Raw genomic sequence first — 8,042 nt, 5'->3', positions numbered from 1 at the left:
CGTGTTGAATTCCGAACATGCCAATTAGATAGTTTGTACTGACTTATTTATTGGCAATATCCCAGAGCATCTTTTCTATTTCTTTTTGCTCCGGAAACTTCTCGAAGCTCACAGTGCCGTCGCTGTTCAGCCAATGTGCACTTTTCAGATGACATTCATAGACGACCTTCGTTTTGGTATCTCTATATGGATAAACACTGACGTTGGTGACGTATTGCATATCGTCTTTTTTCAGGAAGATAGACGCTGTTTTTTCAATCTTATGTTCTGTAGTGTTGTTCACACCCAACTGGATAAAGTTGGCGTAGACCGAATCATCTTTGTAGTTAACGATAAAGTCGCCACGGAGAGTTTTCTCTTTCTGATAGCCAATTCGATCTATGTGTAAGCTATTAAATGTGTCCACTACATTCGCAATGAATTGGGTTTCATCATAAGGCGGAATAATCATCGGGCTTCCGCCCAAATTGCCATTACGCGACAAGGGTCGACCAGCAAATCCAAATCGCCTTGTTCTGTGTCTGTGCCTTGCAGCACAGAACCAAAGCCCCGAACATTACGGACATGGTGAGCCGCGATGATGTTAAGGATCTCTTCTCGGTGTTTAGCTAAAGCATCTGGAGGTTTCATACCAATATCATTTCCCTCAACGAAACCCTTCAAAGCTAAAAATCTGCTCTACCGGCACTTCAAAATAACGCGCCATTTGCAACGCTATCACCACTGAGGGGGTAAAACGGCTGGTTTCTACTGTGCTGATAGTTTTACGCGATACACCAATGGCGTCGGCCAGTTGCTGCTGCGACAGCCCTCTGGCGGCGCGCAGCTCTGCAATTCTGTTGTACAGTTGTTGCTCTTCCATCAATTCGTTTCCTGGGCTGGTTCGTCCTGTTCAGCCAATACGGAGCGCAAACTCAGATAAAAGCTCAGGGTGCCGATGAATATCGTCAGTAATGGAAACAGCTGAAATGAGATCCATTGCGGGTCGCCATGCTTGTTGATTAAATTGGTTGCAGCATACCCCGCAAACGCTATCGTAATAGTTAAGTGAAATGCCAGCGTAGTAGCACGCTGAAAACGGCTGCGTAAATACTCGTCCTGAAAATCACCGCATATTTCCCGAATTTTCCAGCCATAGGACAGCAGGCTGGGTTGTTTGGTCACTTTGACTAGAAAATAAATCACCGAAAACAGCACGCCATACCCGAAAGCATCACTGACTAAGGTGAGTTGAAACCAAAACAAACTGATATCTTTTAACAGTTGAAAGCCTGTTAACAATACAAAAAACAGCGCACCGAACAGAGTCGCTTTCACGCAATTTTCCTGATCTTCGATAGTCCATACAGCCATAATAAGTGTTCCTTTTTATTAAGTTTAGATACCTTGAGGTATCAGTATGAAACCTTAAGGTGTCAGTGTCAAGTTTTTTTGATACCGCAAGGTTACATTTATGTGTGCAAGGCTGAACATCAGTATCAAGTTTTGTTGCTAGATACGGATCTAACTTTTTTAGCTGATACTAAAATTGACGAATGAAGCCTGAAAGGCTACATTCGTAGCTTATTTGGCTTCATTTGGTGCTGCTGTGTCTGCTCTTACGGATTTGCTTTTTACCGGTTACCGTCGTCAGGTATTGGGTTTGTTATTGCTGAAACCCGATCAGGCCTGGCATGTGCGCGAAATTGCCCGTTTAACTCATACTCAGCCCGGCACTTTGCATAAAGAGCTAACCAAGCTGGCGAAGGCTGGCATTTTGAAAAAAACACAGCAGGGGAATCAGCTGTGTTACCAGGCCGATACCAGCTGTGTGGTGTATGAAGAACTCGCCAGTATTCTGCGTAAAACGACCGGTTTGGCTGATGTGTTACGGCAGGTTTTATTACCTGTATCCGACCAACTGCAGTTTGCTGCTGTGTTTGGTTCAGTCGCCAGTGGTAAAGCGACAGCCAGCAGTGATATCGACCTGCTGATGGTGGGCGAACTGAGTTTTGTTGATGCAGTGAAAAGCCTGTATCCAGCGCAGCAACAGCTTGGCCGCGAGATCAATCCTAAACTATATTCATTGTCTGAATGGCAGAAAGCGTTGGCGGAACAATCAGGTTTTATCCGTGAACTGCTGGCCAGTCCGCTACTGATGATAGTTGGAGACAAGGATGACCTTAGACAATCTGATAGAACGAATTAGCCCATGGATTCCAGCACCGCTGGTCAGTAAAGCAGAACCAGCATGCATTATTTCTCCAGTACAAGCCCTTCAACCCAAAACACTTTCATTCTTGCCGCTTTCCCGCGCCACAAAACTAACCTTTTGTGCTGCTACATAACAAAGTGTCTTTAGTGCACAGCCATAAAGTAGAGTCAGCAAGCATACTGCGGTGGCTTGTCCAAAGCTGGAGGCGAAATTATCCGCATTCATGGCGTTTGCTATGGCCACTACGCCTATTAAAGTGCTAAAGAAACCAAGTAATAAAGCACTGTTGCCCATGACATTAAAGAAATGGCTGATCTGCTGGTAAGTTAAAGGGTCTGCGCCCGGTCTGGGGTTAAGCAAAAAAGCCATGGCCTGCTGTAAAGTGTGGCCTGAGGTTGCGCCAACGGCAAATAACACAGCTGGAGGGATAATCAGTACCAGTGAAACTAAGTCATAAAACATCCCTGAGTTACCAGCGCCCGCTATAAACATGGCCCACAAAGACACTGCAATAAAAAACACCACACTCAATACAAACATCAGCCAGTCTCCTTTGGTTTGATAAATAAAATGCCAGCAGGTTGAAAGTGTCTGCTGCCGATACCACCAGCAGGCGCGGCTGCGGTTTTGTTGTTGCCGTTCGATAAATTCTTCCTGCAAATCACCTAATACTGGTTCTTGCAGCGTTTCTGGTAATACCCATTCCAGCAGTCGCTGGCACAACAAGGGCGGTTGTTCTGACTGTTGGGTTTTGTGGTGTTTTTGCTGCTCCGCAGTTGGCTGTTTCATAGCAAAACCTCAGAGCCATTTACAACTGTGTTCAATTGCTTGCCGGATTGGCGCACCAAACCTTGCCATAACTGATCCAGTGCTTGTTTACTGCGATTAAGCGCCTGCTGGCCTTCGGCTGTAACGGCAAAATACTTTTTGGCGCGGCCACCCCGTTCCGCTGTGGCTTCACCTAATCGGCCTGTCAGCATGCCTTTTTGTTCCAGCCGCTCCAGCGTAGTGTATAAAGCGCCAATACTTAAATCCCGTCCGACTGCCTCTGCCAGATACTGCCTGATTTGGCTGCCATAAGCCTCTGCTTTCAGTTGCAGCACAGTAAGCAAAATCATCTGTTCCAGCTCACCAATAAATTTGTCCTGAGCCATTTATAGTCTCTTAATAAATATTCCTCTACAAAGTAGATTAAATTAGAACAGAAAGCAATTCGGCTCAAGGCTTAATGCTAAAGAGGGCCGCTATAACTTAGCTCCGCTCAGCCAATCTTTATGCCCGGCCAAACATCATCCAGTTTCTTCACTCTGCTTCAGAATCGAAGCGCGATTTTGTACCTGTTGCGCGTTTTCGCCCGTTATATGAAGCTTATTATTTTTTAATTATTTGATTTTATTGAAAATAAATTGTGGCACGTCTTTTCCATTGCGGTGGTATAGATCGCAGTGAGATTAAGTATGGATATCCGATTACCTGAACGCAGGCCATGGCGAATTTATCTGTTGGCGGCTGGTTTTAGTTTGCTGTTTTGTTTTGGGCTTTATCAGTTAGCCAGCCCTGCAATTCCGGCTGTGTCGCTGAAGGAATACGTTCTTGTTGAAGTGCAGCAGAGTGATATAGCGCTGTACACAGATGCGCTGGGTGAGTTGTTTGCCAGTCAGCAGTTGCTGTTAACCGCGCCTGCACAGGGAGCTGTGATTGAAGTGCTGCAAAGGCCTGGTGCTTTGGTACAAGCCGACACGGCCATTTTGCGGCTGGATAACCCAGAGCTGGATTTAAAAGTTCAGGCGGCGGCCAGTAATCTGAAAAAGATGCAGGCGGAATTGTCTGCGTTTCATGCGCAGCAGCAAAGCGAATTACTGGAACAACAAGGTCGCCTCGCAGAACTAGCTGCTTTATTAGAGCAAGCGGAGCTGGAAACCAACCTGAACATGGAGCTGGTTGAGCGGGGCATAGCCGCCAATATTGAGTTACAGCGCGCTAAGTTGCGGTTGCGGCAACAACAGCAAAAACTGGATTTTGAGCAGCAGAAATTCACCCAATTCAGCACTTTGCAAAAAGCTGAGCTGGAGCAAAAGCACGTGCAGCTGAAGCAGTTGGAAGAAGAGCTGAACCTTTTGCAGAAGCAACAATACAAGATGCTGGTGACCGCTGGTATTGCAGGTTATCTACAGCAACTGGATGTCGAACTTGGCCAAAGTGTAATCCAGGGGGCAGCTTTGGCCAGAGTGGGCAGTCAACAGAAACTGAGTGCCCGTATCTATATCAATCAACGTCAGGCGGATCAGGTTGCTGTGGGAAGCTCCGTGATTATTGACAGTAGGCGCGGTTTGATTGAAGGCCGTATTCATCGGTTGGAAGCTCTGGTTGAGAATGGCACCGTGGCTGCGGAAGTCAGTCTGCCGGACGATTTGCCAGCAGGCTTACGGCCCTCCTTACAAATTACCGCCAGTGTATTACTTGGCGAGCGTAGCAATGCGCTTTACATACCGCAACAGACAGGTTTAAGGCCAAACAGTTCGGAACGGGTTTTTGTGCAGGGTTCTGCAGGACTGGCGCAAGCCCGACAAGTTCGCTTTGGTGAACTTAGCAACCAGCAATTACTGATTGAAAGTGGCCTTGAGGCCGGTGAGCGCTTCATCGCAGTTCCATCCGACCTCTGGCCAGATCAATCTTTACTTCAGCTTAAACACCAGAAATAATCACCCTTGAGGAAAAAACATGACAGAAAAATTAACACCTCTGGTTCAGGTCGGAGATCTGCACAAAGAGTTTCGTCAGGGCAATATTGCTACTCTGGCTTTGCAAGGCATTAGCTTGCAGATCCAGCGCGGCGAGTTTGTTGCTATCACAGGCCCTTCAGGTTGCGGTAAGTCTACTTTACTGAATGTTCTAGGTTTGCTGGATAGCTTTGATAGCGGCAGTTACCAACTGGCTGGCATAGACACATCCACTCTGACAGTGGATCAGCGCAGTAGTATTCGCAATAAACATATTGGTTTTGTATTCCAGTCTTTTAACCTGATTGATTCCATGACCGTATTTGACAATGTGGCTTTGCCCTTATTGCACAGAGGCTGTGGTAAAGCCGAAGTGACTGAAAAAGTTGAGTTTTCCCTCTCGCAAGTGGATATGGCACACCGCTCGGGTTTTCATCCTAATCAATTGTCTGGTGGTCAGCAGCAACGTATAGCCATAGCCAGAGCTTTGGTTGGGTCACCAGATCTGCTGCTGGTGGACGAACCCACTGGTAACCTCGACAGTAAAAACGGTGATGCTGTGATGCAAATGTTGCAGCAGTTGCATCAGCAGGGCACCACCATAGTGATGGTGACTCACGATCATCGTTACAGCCGCTGCGCCAGCAGGCAAATTCAGTTATTGGACGGCCAGATCATTACCAGCGGTCAGAAGCTGGAGGTGGCCTGATGTTGTATTTGCAACGCTTGATTTTTGGGTTGAGGCGGTTGTTTTTGCAGCCTGCGCTGAGTGTACCAATCATCCTCAGTTTAGGACTGACTTTGGCCGCTGTGCTTACCGTATTGTCCATTTACTATGCGCTGATGGTCAGGCCTTTACCGCAAATTAAGGCGCCGGAACAACTAAGTATTCACAGCGCTCAGGTAAAGCTTGGGTCAACGGATCTTAGTGTGATGAACAAAGCTTTGTTTATGCATTTTAAGCAACATATGCAAAGTTATGGCGAATGGGCCTATGTAATATCGCAGACCGAAAAAACTGCACATATAGAACAACAAGAGCATCAACTCACGTTGCTGGAAGCCAGCGCTGGTGCACCGGAATTACTGGGAATACAGCTATTGCTTGGAGAAAGCAGTGCAACAGCGGATGAACAGAGTGGGGTTTGGATCTCCGAAAGTGTCTGGCAGCAGTTGTATAAGGCAGATACAGCCGTTATTGGTAAAACGCTGAGTTATGAAGACCACATTTATAAGATTGCCGGAGTCTACAAAGATACCATTGCTATTCCTACCCCACAGAGGCCAACTGCGCTGCAGTTCTGGCAATTTTTTGATAAGAAAATACAACAAAGCGCCGAAACAAATTCATTTGGTATGCCAGGCATTGCAATATTACGTGGTCAGCAGCAGCCAGATGAGGCCGCTATGCTGCAATGGGTAGAGCTGGCTAAGCAAGATTATATTTATCTGAGCAGGTTGGTAACAGCCGGCGTGTTTGGCAGCACACATGAGGGCTATCACGCCAAAATCTTGGGGGATAGCGCAAAGCTTGTCTGGTTACTGCTGGCTGTGACCTTCACTATACTGGTTATAGCAGCGCTAAACCTGACTAATTTATTGCTGGCTCATTACCAAAGCAGACGTCAGGAGTTTGCTGTGCAGATGCTGACGGGATGCTCAGCTTTGAAATTGAAACTGTTGGTCGCAATTGAAAATTTAGCTTTGGTTGTACCGGCTGTGATCTTAGGTGTATTGGCCAGCTTGTGGCTCATCAAAAGTTTGCCATTAATAGTGGGCTACAGTTTACCGCTGTTGAACAGTATTCATCTGGACAACACTGTGCTTGGTATTTTGTCTGTAATAGGTGCCGTTTTACTGTTGTTATTCAGCTGGCCTGTGCAGATCCCAGCTCAGTTGGCGGAATCATTAAGTGGCAGTGGTAAAGGTCAGCAAAAACAGCAAAACGCCACCTTGGTGAACTGTCTATTTGTTGGGCAGTTAGTACTGTCGACTATCATTGTCTGTGGCAGTGCTTTGCTGGCTTATCAGGGCTATCGCGAAGTGTATACCGACTATGGTTTTGAGCGTGTGAATAGTTATTTGATAGATACCAATCCAACAAACTCCACCCCCTACGGTCCCGAGCAGCGACAAGAGAAATCCAGTCGGCAGCAGTATCAGCAACAAAATGAGCTACTGCAGAAAAAGTTACGCCAACACTGGCCTGACGCCATAGTGATGAATAGCAGGCAGCAACCTATTAGTTCATCTATGCACATAAGCCAACTTTCTGATAAGCAGAGTAATATTGTTGTGAATACCAATTTTGCCCTGGTAGATGGCCAGTATTTCGCTGCCTATAGTATTCCGTTATTGTATGGCCGCAGTTTCACCGCAGAGGATTCGGAGCTGCAAGTGATCATCGACCTGACAACGGCCAAAGCATTCTCTGCTGATGATCCATCGCAAATGATAGGACGCAGGCTGGGTGAGAAGCAGGTGATTGGTATAGTGGCTTCGACTAAAAACATAAATAAAATGCCGACCTCTTACTATCTAAGTATGCCGTTATCTGCTGAGTCACAGCAACTGGTGGTGGTGTTGCCTGATGGTGAATACCTGACAGCCTTAGAGGTAAAAAAGGCTTTGGGTGAACTGGCAGCCGAATACCCTGAACTGAGAATAGAGAGCATGCGGCAAAACTGGCTGGATAACACCAGGCAAGAGCGGCTTAATTTTTATCTGATTTCCGCCATCGCGGCCACGAGTTTAGTGCTGGCGTTGTTAGGTATAGCGGGGATCAGTCAGCAGCAAAGCCGACAGAAACGTTATGAGATTGCGGTGCGCATGGCGACAGGAGCCAGTCGGCGACAGTTATTATGGTTTGCAACTCGTCGCAGTGGTTTATTGCTATTGCTTGGGCTGTTGGCTGGTTCTGGACTTACATTGTTGATTTTTAATTACTTATCTGGGTATTTCAGTTTGCTTAGCGCTATGAATTGGCAGGCTTTACTCGTACTGGAATTGTTATTAATGTGGGTTGCCTTGTCGGCCATGCTGTGGCCATGTTGGCAGGTGATCCGCAAAGACCCAATCCAGACTTTGCGGAACCAGTAACCACAATAACGAGGCAGTAGCAAATCTGC

The 8,042-nt window shown here is 46.7% G+C and carries 10 protein-coding genes; 4 read left to right on the top strand and 6 right to left on the bottom strand.

Annotated elements, in window-relative coordinates; genetic code table 11:
* Positions 1-43: 43 nt before the first annotated feature.
* Genes LSG37_RS16985 through LSG37_RS16970 form a run of 4 tightly spaced genes read right to left on the bottom strand, consistent with a single transcriptional unit; the run spans position 44 to position 1,353 of the window.
* Positions 44-451, bottom strand: a complete 408-nt coding sequence (locus tag LSG37_RS16985) for a hypothetical protein (RefSeq protein ID WP_233080996.1) — start codon at positions 449-451, stop codon at positions 44-46.
* Positions 448-630, bottom strand: coding sequence for a nucleotidyltransferase family protein (locus tag LSG37_RS16980; protein ID WP_233080995.1), 183 nt, complete (start codon positions 628-630; stop codon positions 448-450). Before LSG37_RS16980 ends, LSG37_RS16985 begins: the two co-directional genes overlap by 4 nt.
* Before the next feature lie 16 nt (positions 631-646).
* Positions 647-862 carry a helix-turn-helix transcriptional regulator gene (locus LSG37_RS16975; RefSeq protein WP_233080994.1) on the bottom strand — a complete coding sequence of 72 codons (216 nt, stop codon included), beginning with the start codon at positions 860-862 and terminating at the stop codon, positions 647-649.
* Complete coding sequence (locus LSG37_RS16970) at positions 862-1,353, bottom strand: hypothetical protein (protein ID WP_233080993.1); 492 nt, start codon at positions 1,351-1,353, stop codon at positions 862-864. Before LSG37_RS16970 ends, LSG37_RS16975 begins: the two co-directional genes overlap by 1 nt.
* A 235-nt stretch (positions 1,354-1,588) precedes the next feature.
* On the opposite strand from LSG37_RS16970, the gene LSG37_RS16965 reads away from it, so the two are divergent.
* Positions 1,589-2,188: a nucleotidyltransferase domain-containing protein gene (locus LSG37_RS16965; protein WP_233080992.1), complete on the top strand. Its 600-nt coding sequence runs from the start codon at positions 1,589-1,591 to the stop codon at positions 2,186-2,188.
* A gap of 69 nt (positions 2,189-2,257) precedes the next feature.
* Here the strand turns inward: LSG37_RS16965 and LSG37_RS16960 are convergent, their stop codons facing one another.
* Positions 2,258-2,983: a permease prefix domain 2-containing transporter gene (locus LSG37_RS16960; protein ID WP_233080991.1), complete on the bottom strand. Its 726-nt coding sequence runs from the start codon at positions 2,981-2,983 to the stop codon at positions 2,258-2,260.
* Positions 2,980-3,348, bottom strand: a complete 369-nt coding sequence (locus LSG37_RS16955; RefSeq protein ID WP_233080990.1) for a PadR family transcriptional regulator — start codon at positions 3,346-3,348, stop codon at positions 2,980-2,982. Before LSG37_RS16955 ends, LSG37_RS16960 begins: the two co-directional genes overlap by 4 nt.
* Before the next feature lie 303 nt (positions 3,349-3,651).
* Between LSG37_RS16955 and LSG37_RS16950 the strand changes: the two genes are divergently transcribed.
* From LSG37_RS16950 to LSG37_RS16940, 3 genes are read left to right on the top strand one after another with little or no spacing between them, the layout of a single operon-like run.
* Positions 3,652-4,896: an efflux RND transporter periplasmic adaptor subunit gene (locus LSG37_RS16950; protein WP_233080989.1), complete on the top strand. Its 1,245-nt coding sequence runs from the start codon at positions 3,652-3,654 to the stop codon at positions 4,894-4,896.
* A 19-nt stretch (positions 4,897-4,915) separates the two neighbouring features.
* A complete protein-coding gene (locus tag LSG37_RS16945) occupies positions 4,916-5,623 on the top strand; it encodes an ABC transporter ATP-binding protein (RefSeq protein WP_233080988.1) in 708 nt (235 codons plus the stop codon).
* Positions 5,623-8,013 (top strand): FtsX-like permease family protein, encoded by a 2,391-nt coding sequence (locus LSG37_RS16940; RefSeq protein ID WP_233080987.1) that lies wholly within the window; start codon positions 5,623-5,625, stop codon positions 8,011-8,013. The genes LSG37_RS16945 and LSG37_RS16940 overlap by 1 nt, the downstream gene beginning before the upstream one ends.
* The last annotated feature ends 29 nt before the right edge of the window (positions 8,014-8,042 follow it).

Origin of the sequence: Rheinheimera soli, assembly GCF_021290985.1 — a bacterium.
Lineage (GTDB): Bacteria > Pseudomonadota > Gammaproteobacteria > Enterobacterales > Alteromonadaceae > Pararheinheimera > Pararheinheimera soli.
Note: the sequence above shows the minus strand (reverse complement) of the source record. Positions and strands in the feature narration are given on the sequence as shown.